At 67.9% G+C, this 17,320-nt stretch carries 18 protein-coding genes; 4 read left to right on the top strand and 14 right to left on the bottom strand.

Annotated elements, in window-relative coordinates; translation table 11 throughout:
- Window positions 1–65 precede the first annotated feature (65 nt).
- The 4 genes from ACNYC2_RS06245 to ACNYC2_RS06260 all read right to left on the bottom strand — a co-directional run bounded on the left by ACNYC2_RS06245 (window position 66) and on the right by ACNYC2_RS06260 (window position 4,415).
- Window positions 66–956: a VOC family protein gene (locus ACNYC2_RS06245; protein WP_419706196.1), complete on the bottom strand. Its 891-nt coding sequence runs from the start codon at window positions 954–956 to the stop codon at window positions 66–68.
- 69 nt (window positions 957–1,025) lie between these two features.
- Window positions 1,026–1,520, bottom strand: a complete 495-nt coding sequence (locus tag ACNYC2_RS06250) for an NUDIX domain-containing protein (protein ID WP_419706197.1) — start codon at window positions 1,518–1,520, stop codon at window positions 1,026–1,028.
- An 80-nt stretch (window positions 1,521–1,600) separates the two neighbouring features.
- Window positions 1,601–2,845: an RICIN domain-containing protein gene (locus tag ACNYC2_RS06255; protein ID WP_419706198.1), complete on the bottom strand. Its 1,245-nt coding sequence runs from the start codon at window positions 2,843–2,845 to the stop codon at window positions 1,601–1,603.
- 85 nt (window positions 2,846–2,930) lie between these two features.
- The gene (locus ACNYC2_RS06260; protein WP_419706199.1) at window positions 2,931–4,415 is read right to left on the bottom strand and encodes an RICIN domain-containing protein; all 1,485 of its coding nucleotides are present in this window, start codon (window positions 4,413–4,415) and stop codon (window positions 2,931–2,933) included.
- A gap of 244 nt (window positions 4,416–4,659) precedes the next feature.
- On the opposite strand from ACNYC2_RS06260, the gene ACNYC2_RS06265 reads away from it, so the two are divergent.
- Window positions 4,660–5,562, top strand: a complete 903-nt coding sequence (locus tag ACNYC2_RS06265; RefSeq protein WP_419706200.1) for an ATP-grasp domain-containing protein — start codon at window positions 4,660–4,662, stop codon at window positions 5,560–5,562.
- A gap of 24 nt (window positions 5,563–5,586) precedes the next feature.
- Here the strand turns inward: ACNYC2_RS06265 and ACNYC2_RS06270 are convergent, their stop codons facing one another.
- The 6 genes from ACNYC2_RS06270 to ACNYC2_RS06295 all read right to left on the bottom strand — a co-directional run bounded on the left by ACNYC2_RS06270 (window position 5,587) and on the right by ACNYC2_RS06295 (window position 9,694).
- Window positions 5,587–5,835, bottom strand: coding sequence for a hypothetical protein (locus ACNYC2_RS06270; RefSeq protein WP_419706201.1), 249 nt, complete (start codon window positions 5,833–5,835; stop codon window positions 5,587–5,589).
- Between the two features lie 85 nt (window positions 5,836–5,920).
- The gene (locus ACNYC2_RS06275) at window positions 5,921–6,739 is read right to left on the bottom strand and encodes an HAD family hydrolase (protein WP_419706202.1); all 819 of its coding nucleotides are present in this window, start codon (window positions 6,737–6,739) and stop codon (window positions 5,921–5,923) included.
- A gap of 45 nt (window positions 6,740–6,784) precedes the next feature.
- Window positions 6,785–7,666, bottom strand: coding sequence for a helix-turn-helix domain-containing protein (locus ACNYC2_RS06280; protein ID WP_419706203.1), 882 nt, complete (start codon window positions 7,664–7,666; stop codon window positions 6,785–6,787).
- On the bottom strand, window positions 7,638–8,213 hold the full coding sequence (locus tag ACNYC2_RS06285; protein WP_419706204.1) for a DUF6879 family protein: 576 nt from the start codon (window positions 8,211–8,213) through the stop codon (window positions 7,638–7,640). The genes ACNYC2_RS06280 and ACNYC2_RS06285 overlap by 29 nt, the downstream gene beginning before the upstream one ends.
- Window positions 8,171–8,410, bottom strand: coding sequence for a hypothetical protein (locus ACNYC2_RS06290; RefSeq protein WP_419706205.1), 240 nt, complete (start codon window positions 8,408–8,410; stop codon window positions 8,171–8,173). Before ACNYC2_RS06290 ends, ACNYC2_RS06285 begins: the two co-directional genes overlap by 43 nt.
- A 141-nt stretch (window positions 8,411–8,551) precedes the next feature.
- Window positions 8,552–9,694 carry an epoxide hydrolase family protein gene (locus tag ACNYC2_RS06295; protein ID WP_419706206.1) on the bottom strand — a complete coding sequence of 381 codons (1,143 nt, stop codon included), beginning with the start codon at window positions 9,692–9,694 and terminating at the stop codon, window positions 8,552–8,554.
- 63 nt (window positions 9,695–9,757) lie between these two features.
- Between ACNYC2_RS06295 and ACNYC2_RS06300 the strand changes: the two genes are divergently transcribed.
- A complete protein-coding gene (locus ACNYC2_RS06300) occupies window positions 9,758–10,717 on the top strand; it encodes a helix-turn-helix transcriptional regulator (RefSeq protein ID WP_419706207.1) in 960 nt (319 codons plus the stop codon).
- 10 nt (window positions 10,718–10,727) lie between these two features.
- Here the strand turns inward: ACNYC2_RS06300 and ACNYC2_RS06305 are convergent, their stop codons facing one another.
- The 3 genes from ACNYC2_RS06305 to ACNYC2_RS06315 form a co-directional block, all read right to left on the bottom strand.
- The gene (locus ACNYC2_RS06305; RefSeq protein WP_419706208.1) at window positions 10,728–12,524 is read right to left on the bottom strand and encodes a P-loop NTPase fold protein; all 1,797 of its coding nucleotides are present in this window, start codon (window positions 12,522–12,524) and stop codon (window positions 10,728–10,730) included.
- 1,290 nt (window positions 12,525–13,814) lie between these two features.
- Entirely contained in the window at window positions 13,815–14,585 is a 771-nt protein-coding gene (locus tag ACNYC2_RS06310) for a hypothetical protein (RefSeq protein ID WP_419706209.1), read from the bottom strand.
- A gap of 369 nt (window positions 14,586–14,954) precedes the next feature.
- Window positions 14,955–15,464 (bottom strand): hypothetical protein, encoded by a 510-nt coding sequence (locus ACNYC2_RS06315; RefSeq protein WP_419706210.1) that lies wholly within the window; start codon window positions 15,462–15,464, stop codon window positions 14,955–14,957.
- Between the two features lie 437 nt (window positions 15,465–15,901).
- Between ACNYC2_RS06315 and ACNYC2_RS06320 the strand changes: the two genes are divergently transcribed.
- Both ACNYC2_RS06320 and ACNYC2_RS06325 read left to right on the top strand, forming a co-directional pair.
- On the top strand, window positions 15,902–16,123 hold the full coding sequence (locus tag ACNYC2_RS06320) for a hypothetical protein (protein ID WP_419706211.1): 222 nt from the start codon (window positions 15,902–15,904) through the stop codon (window positions 16,121–16,123).
- 86 nt (window positions 16,124–16,209) lie between these two features.
- Entirely contained in the window at window positions 16,210–16,431 is a 222-nt protein-coding gene (locus ACNYC2_RS06325) for a hypothetical protein (RefSeq protein ID WP_419706212.1), read from the top strand.
- 57 nt (window positions 16,432–16,488) lie between these two features.
- On the opposite strand, the gene ACNYC2_RS06330 is transcribed toward ACNYC2_RS06325, so the two are convergent.
- Window positions 16,489–17,238, bottom strand: coding sequence for a hypothetical protein (locus ACNYC2_RS06330; RefSeq protein ID WP_419706213.1), 750 nt, complete (start codon window positions 17,236–17,238; stop codon window positions 16,489–16,491).
- Between the last annotated feature and the right edge of the window lie 82 nt (window positions 17,239–17,320).

Here is a 17,320-nt window from a genome sequence, read left to right on the forward strand (position 1 = left end):
CTCCTCGGTGATTTAACTAGCCAGGCTATATTCAAGCACAGGAAGCAATAATCTTAGGGGCCGGGTCAGCCCTTCCCGGCCTGTGCCTCCGCATCGAGAAACTCCTGCGGCGGGTCGAACTGGGCCAGGACGAGTTCGGAGCCGAACGGGTCCTGGATGGTCGCCGACCTCGACCACTCGGACTCCTCCGTCTCCAGCACCGTCGCACCCGACCGTTCCGCCTCTGCGGTCGACTCGTCCCGGTCGGCGACGGCGAACGCGACGGACCACCGTGCGGGCTCGTCGGCAGGCACCACCCCGGCGACGACGTCCGCGAAGCCGGGCGGCACGTGCTCCTGGCGTTCGTGGATGCCGGGGTCGACGGTGCGGGCCAGGTGGTCGCCGTATCCGGGGACGCGCGCCATGCCGACGGCGAGGTCGTCGCTCCGTACCCACCCGAGCAGCGGGCCGTAGAACTCGAGCGCGCGGTCGACGTCCGGGGTGAGCAGGTTGCTGAAGTTCCACGTGCCCGGCGCGTTGACCACCTGGGCGCCGAGCCGGGTACCCGCCTGCCACAGGCGGCTGGACGCGCCCTGCGCGTCGATGATCCGGGCCATCCACCCCGCCGGTTGGTCAGGCGGTCCCACGGCCTCTGGCGCAGAGCTCACGCCGCCGCCCAGCTCGGCGACGGAGGCCGCGGCGACGGCGACGTCGTCCACGGCCAGATAGGTGTGCCAGGCGGGCTCGCCGACGAACCTCTTGTCCGGTGTGGCTATCGCGGCGATCGCCGTCGCATCGCTGCCGTCCCGGGACGCGACGACGTAGCGCCCCGGAGCGCCGGGCGGCAGCTTCTCCTCGAAGCGCCAGCCGAACAGGCGACCGTAGAAGGCGAGCGCCGCGTCGACGTCCGCCACCTCCAGGTCGATCCAGCAGGGCACCCCGTGCGGATAGGTGTGGGCGGTGTGCGCGTCGGCCATGACGTCCTCCAGATCGGTTGCCTGTACCGATGCTGCCTCGGACCACCGACACTCGCCCCGCAGAAACGGTCAGTTATCCCCAGGGGATGCGAGCGCCTCCTCCAGCCGGTCGACGAACGCGGCCTGCGCGCTGACCGCGAGGCGGCGCGCGTCGTCGGGCGAGAGCCAGGCGACGCGGTCGATCTCGGGGACCTCGATGCGCCGCCCCGACCGCGGCGGCCACTCGATCTCCACGGTGTTGCTGGCGATCCGCGCGAGGTCGGGCCCGTCCGCGGGCCACTCGCGCGCCCAGGCGAGGACCTTCTTGCCCGAGCGCTGCCGGACCTCCCCGAGCTCGAGATCGGGGGCCGACGGCGGCGGCAGGGCTGTCCCCAGCTCCTCGCTCGCCTCGCGCAGCGCCGCGGCGTGGGGTTCCTCGTCGGGATCGAGCTCGCCCTTGAGCAGGGTCCAGGCGCCCGCGTCCTTGCGTGCCCAGAACGGTCCGCCCATGTGGCCGAGCAGGACCTCGAGCCCGCCGCCGGGCAGTCGTCGGTAGGGCAGGAGGCCCGCGCTCGTCGTCGGCATGGGTCCAGTCTTGCCGACATACGACGACGAGGCCCTGGATCCCCCGGGTGGAAGGGATCCAGGGCCTCTGTGCCCGACCGCTATCGCACGTGGCCCGCGATCGGCAGGGGCAGCGCTGCCGCACCCTCGGAGACGATGCGCGCCATCTGGTCGGCACCGTTCTCCTGGAAGTGCGTGTTGTCGGCGACCCCGTCGGGGAAGGCCGGGTACTGGCCCGGGCTCGTGTGCAGGAACACGCCCTTGGCGGCCTCGGGCCCGATCGAGTTGAGGTACGCTCGCGAGCGTACCGACAGGTCGATCATCGCGACGCCGGTCTCGCTGACCAGCTCGTGCACCTTGTTGACGTAGTCGGGGAACGAGACGCGGAACTGGCCGTTCGCGTCGTAGTCGCGCCGGGAGACCGGGGTGAGCAGGACCGGTGTGGCGCCACGGGCGGTAGCGCCGGCCATGTAGTTGTCGCGCAGGTACCGCTTGTAGTCGGTGGGCGACGTGTACCGCTCGGGGTTTCCGGAGCTGGCGTCGTTGTGCCCGAACTGGACGAACAGGTAGTCGCCCGGCTGGATGGCGGCCAGGATCGTGTCCAGGCGCCCCTGCTCGATGAACGAGCGCGACGAGCGCCCGCCGATGGCGTGGTTGGCCACCGTCGTGTTCGTGTCGAAGTAGCTCGCGAGCTTCTGGCCCCAGCCCATCTGCGGCCGCAGCGAGGTGCTGTAGGTCTGGGCCGTCGAGTCCGAGGCGATGTAGATCGTCGGCGTCCCGTCCCCCGTCGCGGCCACGGGGAGGGGGCGCCACTGCTGGTTGGTGCCGCCGTTGTTGTCGTACTGCGAGATGCGGGTCCCGGGGGTGGTGGACCGTTCCCACAGATCGAGGGCCTTGCCGGAGTTGCGGTTGACGAAGCGCAGGTAGGTGCCGTCGTCGATGATCTGCCAGTGCTGGTTCGAGGTGCCGCTGTCGCTCCACTGGACGATGTCGGCGCCGTTCGCGGTGCTCTTGGCGTAGACGTCGATCAGCAGGCTCGAATGGCGGGCCTGGATCTTGTAGTAGCCGCCACCGGCGTCGACGAAGCGGAACTGCTGGTTGGTCGCGTTGGTCCGGGTGCCCTGCACGAGCTTCGCGCCGTTCGCCGTCGACGCGCCCTCGATCTGGAAGACCAGGCCGGAGTGGCGGGACTGCAGGACGTACCAGGCGCCGGGCGTGAACGCGGCATACGCCGGGGTGGCGGTGAGGAGGCCGCCGGCGGCCGCGGCGGCTCCGGCCGCGAGACCGAACAGCGACCGGCGGGTGAGTCCAGCCCCGAGCAGGCCGGCGGATTCGGGATTGCGCATCTGTGCTCCAGGTGAGTGGGTGGTGGGCCTCGGCGTCGTCGCGGAGGCCCACCAGGCGGAATCGCGCTCTGCGCAGGGGGGCGTGTCAGATGTACTGGTCGATGATCGGGATCAGCCGGTTGGCGATCTTCCGGTGCCCGGCATCGGTCGGGTGGACGTTGTCGCTCGTGTCGGTCGCCGGGTCGACCCAACCGGTCGTGTCGACGAAGTGGACCCGGGTGTCCCCGGCGTCGACGCGCGTCTGGACCGCGTTCCGCGTCTCGGTCACGTACCGGCCCCTGAAGACGCCCATCGCGAAGATGTGGGCGTTCGGGTAGGCCAGCCGGACGCGCTCCAGCAGCACCACGTAGTTCTGGTTGAACTCGACGGTGGAGACGCTGTGCCCGCCGTCGTTGGTGCCCAGGTTGATGACGACGGCGGTGGCCCGGTAGGTCGAGAAGTTCCAGTCGTCGCTGGTCGCCCCGATGTGTGAGCGGCGGAACCCGTTCACCATCCCGTAGCAGCCGTCCGCTGCGGCGACCAGGCAGACGCCGCCGTTGGCGATCTGGCTGTGGCCGGCGTTGAGGTCCTCGCCGACCAGATAGGGGTACGCGGTGAAAGGCCGGTTCCCGTTGGGCTGGCCGACGGTGATCGAGTCGCCGACGAACTCGATGAAGTTCGCCGGGCGCGCGATCGACGTCGTCGCGCCGCCCGAGGCGAGGATGAAGCCGCCGAACGTCGGGTCACCCGTGTACGACCCGGCGCGCTCGCGGAATCCGATGCGGACGGTGTGCGTGCCGGCGCTGAGACCAGTTGCGATGGTCAGGTTGCCCGTCACGTTGCGGTGCCACTGCTCGGGTGCGCCGTCCACCGAGTAGTACACGTCGATGGTGTTGCGCAGCCGGACGCCGATCGAGGAGCCGGTGAAGGCCGCCTCGACGTAGCCGCCGGCCCAGCCCATGGTGCGCCAGGCGCCGTCGGTCCTCCAGCGGCCGTAGTACTGGAGGTTCGCGTCGGTGACCGAGCCGTTGCCCGCCTGAGCGGCACCGATCGGGTTCAGCCGCCAGCGCTGCACGGCGCTGCCGCTACGGGTGTACTGCGAGATGCGGCTGCCGGAGGCGGTGGCCCCCTCCCAGTTGTCGAGGGCCTTGCCGGAGTTGCGGTTGACGATCTCGTAGGAGCCGTCGGACTGCTCGAGGACCTGCCACTGCTGGTTGGTGCCGCCGTTGCTCGGCCACTGGACGATGTCGGCGCCGTTCGCGGTGCTCTTCGCGCTGACGTCGAGCACCTGGCCGCTGTGCCGGGCCTCGATGCGGTAGTACCCGCTCCCGACGTCGATGAACCGGAACTGCTGGTTGGTCGCGTCGGTGCGGGTCAGCAGCTGCGCCTGGGCCCCGTTCGTCGTCGAGCTACCGGCGATGCCGACCGCGAGACCGGAGAACTGGTTGGAGATCGTGTACCAGTTGCCTGGGATGACGGCCGCGGTGGCCGTGGGCGCTAGACCGGGCAGGACCGTCACGACGAGGACCGCGCCGAGAGCGGCGGCGATCCATCGCAGAGGGATCCTGCGCCGGGAGGAAGAAGAGGGCAAGGCGTGCTCCTTCGGTTGGGACGGCTCGCCGGATCGGAGCGGCGTCGCCCCCCGGCTTCGAGCCCTGCGGAAAAGTTGGTCGCCTCGTTGCTGACCATGGGAGATCGAATCAATCTGAATCGATACAATGTCCGGTTTAAGATAGCGCGCGCTGACTCCAGGTCAAGAGACTGGCGAAAACTAATCGATTTGCATGCGGACATTGATGCGGTGCGAGCGCTGCGGGGGTCGGTACCGTCCACGCATGGCCACGCCCCTGCTTCTCGTCCCGTCCGACCCCCTCGCCCCGCGGGTGCCCGACGAGCACTTCATGCGTGAGGCCGACGCCGCGCGGCACGCGGGTATGGAGGTCGCGGTGGTGGACCACGACGCGATCCTCGCCGGAGATGTCCGGGCGGCAGTACGCCGGATCCCGGCGTCCGACGGCGGACGGGCCGCCTGGTACCGGGGTTGGATGATGCCCTCCGCCGCATACTCACGACTCGACACCGAGCTAGGTGGCCGCGGAGTCCGGCTGGTCACCGACTCCGCCGCGTACCGGTCCGCGCACGAGCTGCCCGGCTGGTACGCCACGTTCGCGGACCTGACTCCCGCGAGTGTCTGGTCACCGTGGGAAACCGGCCGGATGCCGACGAGCGCGGACGTCGGCGCGCTGACCGGAGCTCTGGGCGGCGGTCCGGGCGTCGTGAAGGACCACGTGAAGTCCCGCAAGCACGAATGGCACGAGGCGTGCTTCGTGCCTGACCTTGCCGACGTCTCGGCCGCCACCCGTGTGATCCGACGGATGGTCGAGCTGCAGGGAGACGACCTGGCCGGCGGGATCGTCGCGCGCGCCTTCGAGCAGTTCACGCAGGACGCCGACGGGCGCACCCTGGAAGCGCGGATCTGGTGGGTCAGGGGATCGGCGGTGCTGATCGGTCCGCACCCTGACGCGCCCGCCGGCACCGCTGTCGATGTCCCGACGGCGGTGTGCGATGCCGTCGGCGCGAGCGTACGTGCGCTGGGCGCCCCGTTCGTCACCACGGACCTCGCGCTGCGGTCCGACGGGGTGTGGCGCGCGATCGAGGTCGGCGACGGACAGGTGAGCGACCTCCCCGCCGCCGAGGACCCGGGGCGGCTCATGCGGGCGCTTGCCGCGGGTCGCTGACGGCGCGGCGGTCTCCTGAGCCTGTCAGGGACGTCGTTCCAGGAGCGCCTGGGTTGCGCTGTCGATGTTCCCGACGAGCTTGTACACGCCGTCCAGCAGAGCGACGAGGCCGACCAGGAAAGCGGTGACGCCGATGATGGCTACCACCGGCGCGGCGGTGTCGATCGAGAAGAGCCCGGCTCCCAGGATCAGTCCTCCCAGGCCTGCGGTGATCGGGCCAGCGGACTTGTTGGCCGTCGTCCGCTTCTGCATGCTCTCGGTCGCTTCAGTCATGCCTGACATCGTCGTGGCCTGCGTGTGTCCTGACCAGAAGCCCTGGGGGGTGAAACGTGGGCCCCGGAAGGCCGCTCGTGCGGTGTCAGGCGAGCAGTGAGCGGAGCACAGTGGCAGCACCGTCGTCGTCGATGGTGCCGGTGATGTGGTCGGCGGCGGCCAGCACGGGCACGAGTGCGTGGGCCATGGCGAACCCTGCCGTGGCCCAGTCCAGCATCTCGATGTCGTTCTCGCCGTCGCCGATCGCGACGGTGGCGTGGGCTTCGATGCCGAGCTCGGTACGCACCTTCTCCAACGCGGTGGCCTTGGAGATGCCCCGGGCGGTGACGTCTATCCAGTCGGATCGGGTCGATATCGCGGTGAGGCCGAGGGCGCGCAGCGCGGGGGCGATGCGGTAGATCCCCGGTTGGTGGAGAGCCAGGCGGGGTGTCGGGGTGGCCCAGAGTCCGTCGAGATCCAGCACGTCGTGCTGGGTGCCGTTCAGCTCCCCGTCGGGGAACGGGATGTTGATGCGGTAGCCGACGCCGACGATCTCGGCGGAGATCCGGACACCGGGCGCCGCTGCGACGGCGAGGCGGACGGCGGGCTCGGCGTCGAGGTCGTGCCGTTCGACGATCTCGACGGTGCCGTTCGTGACGCGGGCAGTCACGGCGCCGTTTGAGCTCACGATCCAGGTGTCTGCCAGGCCGAGCTGTTCGGCAACGGGTAGGGCGCCGGTGAGGGACCAGCCTGTCGCTAGTACCAGGTGGTGGCCTGCGGCGGTGACTGCCGCGGCGGCGTCGTGTACCTCGGCACTGACCGGACGCCCCGTGCGAAGCAAGGTCCCATCGATGTCGCAGGCGATGAGGAGGGGGCCGAAGCCGTCCATCGGCCGGGCAGTCCGGTGGGGTGCTGTCGAGGTCATGGGTTGGAGATTATTGACGTCGACCGGCCGGGGCGAGATCTTTGCTCAAGTTTTCTCGCGCTCGTTGTTCCGTTGCCCGACCTGTTCGGCGGCTCGGTGGAGATGAGTACGCGCCTTGCGGTCGTAGTCCGCCGCGAGGGCCATGGAGTCGAACACCTTCCGGTACATCTTGATCTCCTGCGGCTGTGCCAGGTTGAGCTCCGCCGTGAACGTCTCGACCGTGACGAGACGGTCGTCCAGCAGCGAGAACCCGTGCGTCGGTGCGATGACGTAGCTCGTATCGAACGGGATGATTCCCAGGCGCACGTTCGAGAGCATCGCCAGCGACATGAGGCGATCGATCTGCGCCAGCATCGCCTCCGGCGGGCAGAGCGCGAACAGCAGGACCGACTCGGCGATGACGAAGTGGAATCCTCGCCCCGGCTCGTACAGGACCGCCTGCCGGGACATTCGGGCCGCGACTGCCTCGTCGACGTCAGCCCGCCTGCCCCAGACATTCGCGCTCTGCTCAAGGCGCGCCCGAGCGTAGCCGGGTGTCTGGAGCAGCCCTGGGACGAACGTGGACTGGAAGGTACGCAGGATCCGCGTCGCCGACTCGCGCTTGGCGACCGACTCCTGGACGCGTGCGAGGCCACCGCGCACCTGCCGTTGCCACTCCGCGTGCCGTGTCTCCAGCGTGTGCAGGTCTGCGAGCAGGGACTCGATCTCCTGCTCGGCGCCGGCGGTGCGACACCATGCCCGCACGTCGTCATCGGTTGGTGTCTGATTGCCGTGCTCGATCTTGGAGACCTTGGACCCTGGCCAGGACAGAGCGTCAGCGAGCTGCTGGCCGTTGAGGCCAGCAGCTCGCCGCAGTTCCCGCAGCCGGGCGCCCAGCTCGTTGCGGGCGTCGCGGATGTCAGCGTTGATCGAGGTGTTGCGTGGCAAATTCGTCTCTCGTGATGGCGTGGTGCCAAGCGGCGTCGCGCCAGTAGTTGAGCTCGACGATCGTTCGCGGATCGGTGACGAGGTCGAAGCCCAGCAGGACATCATCGGGGTCGAAGTGCATCCGAGCAGCTATCCGGGAGTCGAACAGCCAGTAGTCGAAGTTGATCAGGTTATCGGGGATGTCGCTCCGGGTCAGGTATCGGATGTCTTCCCCGGCTTCGACGTTGAATTGTGAGACCCACAGGCTGTATCGGGCGTACTCGGTCAGCGGAGCCGACACCACACGAACCCGCCGGTATGACCGACCTGCGGCTGAGGCGGCGCGGATCTTGTCGAGCCAGGGATCGAGCCAGCCGAGGTCTGCCCTGCCCGTCGTGGTGTAGTCGCGCACCGGCTTCTGGTTGTCGGGGGAGTTGTAGCGGTCCCGAAGTTCCAGCCGATATGCCGTGTGCTCGAACGTGGCGAACAGCTCGCGCCACTCGGGCCCGATCGGAAGCGGTTCGCTCAGGACTGGTCCCCCTGCTCCTCCTGGTAGCGCAGGACCCACATCTTGATGACGTCCTCGGGGATCTCGATGATCGTCTCGTGATCGGGGATCTCGCCGACGTCGGCGAGGGTCTGCTCGTCGGTCACTCGCCAGCCCTGAGCGATATAGGTCTTGCGGTCCGTTCGATCGGTCGCGAACAGGGTGGGCGACCCGTCGTTGTCCGACTCCGGGTCCTTGCCGAGGAAGCGTGCACGCATGTCGGTCTCCCTTTGCTCGAAAACTCTGAACTCGGCCATCGTCCGTGCCGTGCCCTCCTTCGTCAAGAGGCGGGTGTGAAGCAGGCTTGAAACCTTGCGAGCCTTGAGTTCGTCTTCGAGGCCCGACCAGCCCTGACACGGTCAGGAGATCCCGCGGAAGAACGCTCGGATGTCGTCAGCGAGCAGCTTCGGCTCCTCCATCGCGGGGAAGTGGCCGCCCTCGGCGAAGTCGCTCCAGTGGCTCATCGCGTTCCACGGGTCGATCGCGCGGCGCACGAGGGGGTGGGTGTCGAATACGGCCCACCCGGATGGCACGTCCGCGGCCATGGCCCAGCCGAGCCCCGCGTGCTCGCCCTCGTAGTAGAACTGCGCGCTCGACGCTCCGGCACGTGTGAACCAGTAGAGGCTGACGTTCGTGAGGAGCTGGTCGCGGTCGACCGACTCCTCCGGCGTCCGGTACCCGCCGCTGGTCCTGGTCCTGAACTTCTCGGCGATCCACGCGAGCTGTCCCGCGGGCGAGTCGGTGAGCGCCGCGCCAATCGTGTCGGGGCGATGGTTCTGCATCTCGAGGTACCCGCGGTCGGCCGCAATCTCGGTGCGCGCTGCCTCGACCTGGGCGATCTCGTCGTCGGACAGGCCCTCGGGGTATGGGAACTTGTCGCCGACGAACCCGAGCAACCGGCCGTCCGCGCCGACATGCGTGCCGATGACACGTTCCGGGTAGACGGCAGCGAGCCGGCCGGTGATGCCTGAGCCGATGTCGGTGCCATGGGCCGCGAACCGCTCGTAGCCGAGCCGCGTCATGATCTCGGCGTACGCCTCGGTCGTTCGCGCCAGCTCCCAGCCGGTCCCGGACAGCGGCGTCGAGAAGCCGAAGCCCGGCAGCGACGGGATCACCACGTGGAACTCGTCCGTGAGCAGCGGGATCAGGCGCTGGTACTCGACGAACGAGCCGGGCCACCCGTGGCTCAGGATCAGCGGGGTCGCCTCGGGATTGGCTGAACGCACGTGCACGACGTGGAACGTCTGGCCGTCCACGACGGTGGTGAACTGCTCGTGCTCGTTGAGCTTGGCCTCCTGCGCGCGCCAGTCGAACCCGTCGCGCCAGTACTCGGCGAGCTCGTTCAGGTAGGTCTGGGGGATGCCGCGGCTGAAGTCCGTGCGGTCGTCGCGGCCCGGCACAGGCAGCGGCCAGCGGGTCCGTGCCAGACGTCTGCGCAGGTCGTCGACGTCGTCCTGCGGGATGTCGATGCGAAACGGTGTCAGTGCGTTGTTCTCGTTCATGGCTCTGACGATCCAAGGCAATGCGGCGGGTTAGCTTCCGCAATTGCTGGAATCATCGAGAACATGTTGGAGACCTCGGCCCGCCTGCTCGAGCTCTTGTCGTTGCTCCAGCTCAAGCGCGACTGGACGAGCTCCGAGCTCGCCGGCCGGCTCGACGTGAGCGCACGCACCGTGCGCGCCGACGTCCGCAAGCTGCGGTCGCTCGGCTATCCCGTGGACGCGCGCCCCGGCGTCGCGGGCGGGTACCGGCTGGTCGCCGGGACGGCGATGCCCCCGCTCCTGCTCGACGACGACGAGGCGGTCGCCGTCGCGGTCGGGCTCGGTGCGGTCGCGACCCGGGGGATCGGCGTCGAGGAGACCTCGCTCACCGCGCTCGCGAAGCTGCAGCAGGTGCTGCCCTCGCGTCTGCGCCGGCGCGTCGAGGCGGTACGTGAGGCGACGAGCGCTGTTCCAGGAGCCGAACCGCCGCTCGACCTCCCGGTGCTCGGCGGGGTCGCCGCCGCGATTCGCGGCCATGAACGGCTCCGGTTCGGGTACACGAAGCCCGGGAGCAGCGAAGCGGCGCGCCACACCGAACCGCAGCGGCTGGTGAGCTGGGGGCCGCTCTGGTACCTGCTCGCCTGGGATCTCGACCGCGACGACTGGCGGGTCTTCCGCGTCGACCGCATGGCTCTCCACGCACCGACGGGTGCGCGGTTCGCGCCGCGCGTGATCCCGGAGGACAAGGTCGTCGAGTACGTCGTCGGACGTGTCAGCAAGGGGTCTTGGAAATACCGTGCCCGGATTCTCGTGCACGCCCCCGCCGCCGAGGTCGCCGCGAAGATACAGATCCCGGTCGACATCGAGGTGGTCGAGGAGTCCACGTGCCGTGTCGTGCTGGGCGCCGACGACGCAGACCAGCTCGCGCTGTGGATCGCACAGCTCGACGTCGACATCGAGGTCATCGAGGGAGACGAGCTCGCGGCTGCGTTCGATCGCCTCGCGACGAGGTTCCGTCGCGCGGGTGGCGAATCCGGGGCGTGAAGCTACGGCGTCAGTGCCGCTCCGTCAGGTGGAAGCTGAACCGCGCCACCTCCCGCGCCCACACCCGGTGGCTGCCCACCTCGGCGGGCACTCCTGCGGCGACCGCTCGCTCCGTGACGTCGCGCATCCGCCGCCAGGCCGCGCATGCGGCGCACCGCTCGTGGTCCGCGGCCGCGTGCCTGCCGCTCAGGGTCTCGATCACGGCGGCGAGGTGCACCGCGTCGGCGTGGTCGTCGAGCTCGCGGAGAAGCTGCGAGGTCTGCTCCGGTGCGCCCACGAGCAGAGCCAGCAGGAGGGCGGCGGGCCGCAGGTCGTCGTCGGGCCCCGTCGCATAGCGGACCAGCTGGTACAGCGTGAGCAGCTTCTTCGCCGCGCGCGGCGTGGTCACGGCCTCGCAGACCAGCGCAAGGAGTCCCGCCTCCTGGGCGCTCAGGGTGCCCGACGCCGGACGTCCGGCCACGGCACCGTCTTCGCCCGGGTCGAGGGCGAGGTCAACCGGTAGGAGGCCCTGGTCGGCGGCCGTCCGCAGGAGGTAGCGGCCGCTGACCGGAGGCACGAGGCGGGGGAGCGCGTAGGGCACCTGGAAGAGGGTGTCGAGGTGGTCGAGCGCCCCGGCCGCGCGGCCCTCCAGGTGGGTGGCCGCCGCGGCGTCCTGCTCGAGGGCGTGCCGCAGCGTCCGCGGATCGGCGGCCACCACGATGACGAACAGGCTCGTCGACAGCAGCAGCGTGACGGCCTGCAGCACGTCGACGACCCGGTCGGGCGGGCATCGGTCGAGGTCGTCGATGTGGAGCACGATCCGCTCGACCCGGCCGTCGGCGTCGGTGTCGCCAGGGCGCCGCAGGTACTCCTCGGCCTGGGCGAGCTGGTCGGCGAAGGTCCCGAGGTCGTCCCGCAGGTTCCCGACGAACCCGTGGGCGCGCTCCAGGCGGCCTTGGTGGTCGTCGCCGTGCAGGAGGGTGGACAGGCCGTCGATGGCGTCGTCGGCATCGAGCTTGGCGAGGCGCGTCTCCGCCTTGGCCCGCTCCTGGTCGAAGGTCATGAGGACGAGCTGCGACAACGTGCCGACCACACCGGTGCGCGCCGGGTCCAGCTCGGCCACGCGGCTGCGGTAGCCGGCGACGAGCGCCGTCAGCGCCGCCACGACGCCCGACGAGGCGAGCAGCCCACTGACCCAGGTGCCCGACTCGGCGAGCCACGCAGCGACGTCGGGCGCGACCACGGGCAGCAGCGCCAGCCCGGCGGCGACCAGTCCAGCGAGCACGAGCACGACGACGAGCGGCAGCGCCTGGCGCCACCCGCTGCGCAGCAGCGCCCACGGCAGCAGGAGGAGCACCCGGGCCCGGTGCAGGGCGGCGACGAGAGAGCTCGCGTCCTTGGCGGTCCCGATCTCGCGGCCGAGCCGGACGGCCCGTGCGCGCATGCGCTCGGCCCGGTTCGTCGTCACGGTGCGCTGCCGGGCCCGCCGGCGGGCGTCGAGCGGCCCGCGACGGCGTCCTCTCACGTCCTCGCCGGGCAGCGCGGCGACGACCTTCGCGACGATCCCGACCAGAACGGAGCTCTCGCCGTGCGCCCAGGCGTTCCACCGGACGACCCGCACCGACGCCACGGCCTCCGGGTCACCCGAGGTGGCCCGCGCCTCGATCTGCGTCTGCAGGCGCCGCAGGAACGCGGACTTGCCGCCGCCCCACTCGCCCAGCACGGCAACGGCGTACGACGGCGGTGCGGTGCGCGACGTGAGGAGGTGCGCCAGGGCCTCGACGTGGGGCCGCAACCCGAGGTCGTCGCGCACGGCGGTCGAGGTCAATCTTCCTGAGCTGGACATTAGGGACGCACGCTAGCGCATGGGCCGGGCGCCCTGCCGGGGGCCGGGGCAGTAACTCCGATCAGGACTGACAGCGAAAACGACGAGGCCCTGAATCCCCAGATCAAGAAGGGGTTCAGGGCCTCGTTTCGGCTCCCGCGGTTTGGGCTTCAACCAATGATCGTCCGGGATGCGCCGTCAACGGGTTGAGATCCAATGTGACGGTTTGTGTAGTCTGACCTGAGGCAGATGGCGCCTCAGATCAGGCGGACCATGCCGTTATGTCCGGTCGTGACGTAGCACGTCGTGACGAACGCCGCCCTAAAGCTTCCGCGTCTGGCGTTCAGCGGCTCGACTGATCCCTCGCAAGGCCGCCTCATTGAACACCGCACTCTGCGCGGGATGCGCCGCCCCGCTTGATCTGCCGGATCTTGATCCGCGACCGTGACAGGTAGGGGCAGTGCTGCAGGCGCCCCGCCCCGCCTGGCGGCACTGGAACGCCTTCGTATGCCACCGAGTACCGGCAGTAGTCCCGGGCAGCACACGACGTGATTGGGCAGGAGCGCACAGCGATCTGGGGCGTGGCCGACTTGGTCATTTCGAGGCTTCCCACACGTCGGCCGCGGACCTCAAGGCCGTAGCTAGTGCCCGGAGCCGACCCGGCTCATCGACGCGCGAGTTCGTTAGGAGATCGCAGCGCATGACGCCGTCATCCGTGCGGTACAAGATCACGTCATGTCCGCCGAGTCCGTCTGTGCCCACTGTCCATACACGCACCTCGTCTGAATCGTCACTCCACTGCGTGCCGCACTCCACACATGCGTGATCGCTCTTGTGGGGCTCTGCCCAACGACAGAGGTGTGCATCGTCTTTGGAGAATCCGTGCTTGATGTCGTTGGGCTTCTGGGGCATGTTGTCGTTCACGATCTGCTCCTTCTGCTCATTGGCTGACAACTGGACCTGCTCCGAGCCCATTGCTGCGTGTGCTCGTGACACGAGGGTGATCCAGCTACATCAAACGTGCCAGCGGGGCACCGGCCGCGCCCATCGGGTCGCCGATAGCCTCGTGGAATAAACGTCGAGCAGGAGACTCTCATGGGTGGAGATGCTGATGCGGGCCACCGCGTGCTTCCCCGCGGAGCACACGCTTCTGTTCCCGTGATCGCTGCTGCCGATCACGTCACTGGAAGGATCGACCGGGAGGCGCAGCCGTAGCAGTCCGCTCCCTATCTGACCTCACACAACGAACCGCATCAGACTGGCACCCCGTGCGAGGGAGGACCCGCTCGATGGTCAATGTGCGCTGACTCCGCCTCGGGGCTGGGGGAGGCCTAACCGTTCCCCAACGAGGGCGTCAACCGAATCGAGTACGTCGGCTAGGAATGAGTGGCCGACACCGTCGGAACGGTAGTCCGCGATTCCTAGGCCGACGCGGTTGAGGTGCCGGTAGAGGTGAAACTCCATGAACCCGACGGGCCGGTCGGATCGACAATCAGCGATCGTGATGCTGAACGCGGGCCATGACTGGTAGGTGTGGATACGGATGAGCTCTTGGCCGGTCTCCTCGTTGAGCCGCGCGGCGAGGTTTCGCATGCGTTGTAGTGACGCCCTTGTCCGTGTTGAGAAACCCTCGTGCTCGTATGCCTCGTTTAGCATCAAGGCGATCTGTGGGTTGTCATGGAGCCACTCAGGATCGATCATCACGACATCGACGCGAACTCCTCGGCGGACGGTCTCTCGAAGCAGGCGCTCGTCCCGGGACAGAGTGGTGATGCCGACGCCGACCGCGAGGAGATGGTGCCTGGCTCCACGCCACACAGTGGTGTACTCCGCATGTCGGCTGCGGCCGTCGCCGACGTAATCAATGCCGCGCAGTCGTCGTCGCGCTACGACAAGCTCTCGATAGATCCAGACCGGTGTGACGACGATGACGACACCGACCATGCAGTACGCGATGAGCGCAGCCGCAGGCCGCGGGACAACATCCGGGGCAAACGTCAGGGCGAGGTTGGTAGCAGCTCCGAGCACGAGGACGGCTAGACCACCCCGAGCGAGTCTGTCCATGGGTTCCGCCGATCCGTCGTCTCGAGGCCTGACCAAGATGCTGGTGTAGGGCGACGTTCCGGTCAAGGTCGACGGCACAAGCAAGGAGGCCCCGAATCCCCAGTTCAACTGGGGCTTCGAGGCCTCTGAGATGCTCCCGCGGTTGGACTTGAACCAACGAACGTCCGATTCGTCAACGCGAGTTCCCGTCCGATAACCGCTGGGTCTCGTTGTATGCCGACTGGTGCAGCCAAGCGGCTAACTCAGGTGCTGTAGATATACGTAGGTGCTCGCCGTCTGCCGGCCATTCTGTCGGGTTACCGCTGGGTGCCTGACCACGGGGCGACCACCCGGGCCGGCTGTTTGCACCGGGGGCCCGCGGGTGGAGCTTCACCACCCAAGGAGGTTGAAGGCGGCCTGTATGGCGCCACCACCGAGGACACCCGCCAGGCCGCCCCAGAGCATACCCGCGCGGTTGATCCGGGCGGCAAGATCCTCATCGTGCTTCCGCTGAGCGGCACCGGCCGCGCGGACGGGTTCGATGACAACCCTTCTGCTGCGACGCATTGCAGTGGTATGCGATTCAACAGCTTCTTCCAGCAGGGTGAGGCTCTCCGCCGCCGCGGCAGGGTGGCTCATTCCTGCGATGCTCACTGCCGTTAGGTCGCTACTCAAATCGATAAGCCAGCGAAAGTCAGAACCATGCCCGCGTCCGACGCCCGATAGCAGAAGGTTCTGACCCTTACTCGACCCGCGAGCAACCTCCTCGATCCATGATTCGATCCGTTCGCGCTTGAACTCCGGCATCTCATTGGGATTGAACCCATACTTTTCGCCGATCTTGTTGGAGTCACTGAAATCGTGAAGAGGCCCTACTTGCCTCTCGATCACGGCGAGCATTGCCAAGAACTTATCGATGTCCTCAAATCTGACCGGAGACCGGCGCTGCCTGGCTATGGTGCCTGGGCGCGGGTCGTCCTTGGCTCGCCATGGACCGCCGTCGTCTGACCATGCCGCCACACGCCCTGCCACCGAACCGATGACCCGTCGCACTGATCTCATGACTGGGAGGTTAGCGGGCTCGGGTTGTCGCCGCAGTGGTCACGAGACAGCTCACAATTGTTCACCCGGGCAGGCCTGGCAGCCGTCTCAAGACTGAGCCGCCTCGACCGCGGGCCGTCACAGTTGTAGAGATTTCTCCACACCCATTAAGGATCGCCCAGCGCGATTGTAGAGAACTGTCCACAACTAGATCCAATCCGATCTAGTTGGCTCACCTGGATGTAAGAATGAGTGGCAACGAGGTCGGCCTCACCTGCGGACACAGGTGAGGCCGAGTGTCCTCGCTTTTCGATCGCATCCAAAAGAAAGGAACACCTGTGAGTGTAAACGATGCCCCTGGAAGTGAGCAGGGTGTGCCGCCCAGAGTCTGGCTGGTCCTGTTTGCAGGTGCGGTGCTCGTGATCGCCTGGGGGCTGACCGACAGTGCGGAAGTGGCCATCGGTGCGGCCGCCCTGGCCGTGCAACTCGCCGAAATGATCGTCCGCAGTCCCTTCTAACAACACCTAGCTTGCTGTGGCAACGGAGAGGGCCCCACCGTGTTGGTGGGGCCCTCTCTATGTCGTTCGGGCGTGTGCTCTACGAGGTGAAGGCCAACAGCACCCGCAACATGGTTCGGTTCGCGATCGTGCAGCTCTCCGACTACCGACGCTTTGCGGACGGCGTGGCCCATTGCGCGGTCGTGCTGCCGGTCCGCCCCGCTCCTGACCTCGTCGAGCTCGTGCACAGCGTGGGCTTCGAGCTTGTCGTAGGAGACGACGGAACCTATGTCCGAATCACGTCTGATGGAACCGCGGACCTGAGGTAGCCGCCGAGGCCATCACGATAGTTCGTGATTTAGCGGGCGACCACGGCCAGGCGAATCTCAGCTTCCCCGGTAGTGCCCGCCGGGTCGAGGGACAGAACGAAGTAGTTCGTGACCAATCTGCCGTACGCATGCGAGCACGGGGTTGCCGAACGCGATCTCGCCGGGGTTCGGAGACCCACCTGCCACGCCAAACCCGAGAGGCGTCTCACCGTCCTCGGTGGCACTACCAACGGACATACCGAGACTGTTGCTCCGCGACAGGCGATGAAACGTGTGCTTGAGTGCGGGATCGACATGGGCACCGCCATCCTGGTTCGCCAGGGCGGTCACGAGATCCTTTCGACTGAAGGTCGTCTGCGAGCTGTCGCACACGACTGTCATGTTCCACCAGTCCTCGAACTGGAGGTAGCGACCTGCCGCGGGCTCGGTGAATGTGCCAAGCGACGTCGTAGGTCGGTTGAGGCGGGTGCGGAACTGATAGTCATCGAGAAAAGGAACGTACGAAGGTTCCAGGACGCCCGGAGCCACCACGGTTCCACGCATGAAGGCGAGGTTGATGGTTGCGAGCATGTTCGTCTCGATGAACTGTCCGGCGGTGTCCAGGTAGCGAAGGGTGTTGAGCTTGCCAAGCTGCCCGAGCAATGCGTGACTCGCGCCAGTCTCGTGAACCAAGATCCGAATTGAGGTCGCGATGCGCTTGGCGTACTGGGGGTTGCCCGCATCGAAGCGCTCCCCGTCCTCTCGGATGAAGTCCAACTGCTCCTGAAGGTTCTCGTTCAGGTCATCCTGGGTCCGCGCGATTCGCACGACGAAGAGCGTACGTGCCTTGGCGTCGCCTGTCTGTTTGTCTGCCTAGCCGCCCTTGGGTGAGCCGGGCTCCCTCAGACAG

The sequence above is a fragment of the Promicromonospora sp. NFX87 genome (assembly GCF_048564965.1).
Taxonomy (GTDB): domain Bacteria; phylum Actinomycetota; class Actinomycetes; order Actinomycetales; family Cellulomonadaceae; genus Promicromonospora.

Coding starts and splice junctions, on each gene's coding strand:
- ACNYC2_RS06245 (WP_419706196.1), bottom strand. CDS start 956: ATGGCCGACGCGCACACCGCCCACACCTATCCGCACGGGGTGCCCTGC.
- ACNYC2_RS06250 (WP_419706197.1), bottom strand. CDS start 1,520: ATGCCGACGACGAGCGCGGGCCTCCTGCCCTACCGACGACTGCCCGGC.
- ACNYC2_RS06255 (WP_419706198.1), bottom strand. CDS start 2,845: ATGCGCAATCCCGAATCCGCCGGCCTGCTCGGGGCTGGACTCACCCGC.
- ACNYC2_RS06265 (WP_419706200.1), top strand. CDS start 4,660: ATGGCCACGCCCCTGCTTCTCGTCCCGTCCGACCCCCTCGCCCCGCGG.
- ACNYC2_RS06270 (WP_419706201.1), bottom strand. CDS start 5,835: ATGACTGAAGCGACCGAGAGCATGCAGAAGCGGACGACGGCCAACAAG.
- ACNYC2_RS06275 (WP_419706202.1), bottom strand. CDS start 6,739: ATGACCTCGACAGCACCCCACCGGACTGCCCGGCCGATGGACGGCTTC.
- ACNYC2_RS06290 (WP_419706205.1), bottom strand. CDS start 8,410: ATGCGTGCACGCTTCCTCGGCAAGGACCCGGAGTCGGACAACGACGGG.
- ACNYC2_RS06295 (WP_419706206.1), bottom strand. CDS start 9,694: ATGAACGAGAACAACGCACTGACACCGTTTCGCATCGACATCCCGCAG.
- ACNYC2_RS06300 (WP_419706207.1), top strand. CDS start 9,758: ATGTTGGAGACCTCGGCCCGCCTGCTCGAGCTCTTGTCGTTGCTCCAG.
- ACNYC2_RS06310 (WP_419706209.1), bottom strand. CDS start 14,585: ATGGACAGACTCGCTCGGGGTGGTCTAGCCGTCCTCGTGCTCGGAGCT.
- ACNYC2_RS06315 (WP_419706210.1), bottom strand. CDS start 15,464: ATGCTCGCCGTGATCGAGAGGCAAGTAGGGCCTCTTCACGATTTCAGT.